Here is a 1,632-nt window from a genome sequence, read left to right on the forward strand (position 1 = left end):
TACGTATCCGGGTCGTACCGGGTGGCGGCCCCCGACCCACCACGACCCGACACGCAGACACCGGGTCAATCACCGCCATCACGGCGACGAACTCCTCGGCTCGGCCATCCACCGCCTGCGCGTGAAACAAGACGCCGGGCTACCGCCACCACCGTTACGGCAATAAGCCCCACCACCACACCTTGCGGACGGGCCACCAACCTCCATCGTGGCACCGGTATACAGGACCACCCGCACGGAACCCATTCCGTGCGGGTCATTCCCAGGCCCACAGGCTCACCCCTGACGAGACTTCCCATGGGTTTGAATCTCTAGAACGCCCCCACAGCCAGTCCGTGGGCTGGAATAGCCACCCAACGGCACCCAACCCGGCGTCAGCGAAAGTCAGGAAAGGCACCCAACGTCACCACACTTCATATCTTCCAACCCCCAACGGAGACGGTCGAAACCGGCCGTTTCCTCGGCACCAGAAGGCTTACCGGTGATGGATTTCGCGACACGCTTCAGTTGATGTCGGGGTCGCTGACTGGCATCTTCCCGTCGTTACAGTGAGGCGACAAATGTAGCCTTCCCGTTGACGATCGGGAGCGGATTCTTTGGCCGATGCCCCTGCTATGTGTGTCTACGGCGCGTTCCTCGAACACCGTATCTCGCAGATCCTCGCCGAAGCAGGATCGCCAGGAGCGCTCTCTCTGCACCGTTTTCCGAATTCCTATGTCACGCAACCGATCGAGTTCGGCAATTCGGAGCGGTGCCGAGCGCACGAATCCACGCACTGAGAGGCGAACGCCATGGTCGAAACCCTCAGCGCCGCTTCCGCGTGTGGTACTCGGTGATCGGCGGAATCGGCATCGTGGCCTACGCGGTATTCCTGGTGATGCGGCCACGCGTGGACGCTGCGAATATCGGATTCGGATTCATACCGATACTGGGCGCGAGCCTGGGACTGCCCGGCATCGTCGGAACAGCCGTAGCTGTACTGGCGGGCGATGCTCGATCGGAACCGTAACGCCACCGCGCCGACAGTGCATGCGCGAGCACCACCGGATCGCAGCCCCGTCACCGAACTCTCACTCCCGACCATTCCGACTGGCGCGAGGAAGACAACTCAGACGGATTCCATGGCGGTCAGCCCGATACGCGCCGAAGTCTGGAGTTCGGAATCCCAGTCGGCGGCCAGTAGTTCCGTCTGGGACTGCCGGGTGCGGTGGGGTGGGAGAGAAGCGAAGCGGCGTTCGGTCGAGAGGACGGTTTCGAGGAGGGGAGCGGCGGCGGTGGCGGGGGAGCCGATCTCGCTGATGAGGCGGGCGGCGGCGCGGCAGTCGGCGTCGGCGTAGCCCGAGTTCAAGGGGGTCAGGGCGGCTAGGAGTACCGGTAGTGCCGGGTCCGGGTCGCCGGTGATGCGCCACCAGGCCGAGGCGGCGTGGACGCGTTCCCAGCCGCCCGGGGATCCCAGGCGTTTGCGGACGTCGTCGGCGAAAGGCGCGGCGAGGGGACCGAGTTCGGCGAGGCGGTCGAAGTCGACGGCGATACCGGTTTCCACGGCTTCGCCGAAGATACGCAGGGTCACCTCCGGTTCGCCGGTGACCCGCCAGTGCGCCCAGGCGGCGGTCTGGGTGCCGTGCCAGCGCA

2 protein-coding genes are annotated in these 1,632 nt (G+C 65.3%); one reads left to right on the forward strand and one right to left on the reverse strand.

The genetic code is table 11. The features are described 5' to 3' along the window. Positions 1–832 precede the first annotated feature (832 nt). Positions 833–1,009 carry a hypothetical protein gene (locus QK444_RS36105; RefSeq protein WP_282786587.1) on the forward strand — a complete coding sequence of 59 codons (177 nt, stop codon included), beginning with the start codon at positions 833–835 and terminating at the stop codon, positions 1,007–1,009. Positions 1,010–1,108: 99 nt separating this feature from the next. Here QK444_RS36105 and QK444_RS36110 read toward each other — a convergent pair. After that, the coding region (locus QK444_RS36110; protein WP_282786589.1) for a hypothetical protein at positions 1,109–1,632 on the reverse strand (524 nt) is incomplete at its 5' end.

This window comes from Nocardia sp. CC201C (genome assembly GCF_030010695.1).
Lineage (GTDB): Bacteria > Actinomycetota > Actinomycetes > Mycobacteriales > Mycobacteriaceae > Nocardia > Nocardia otitidiscaviarum.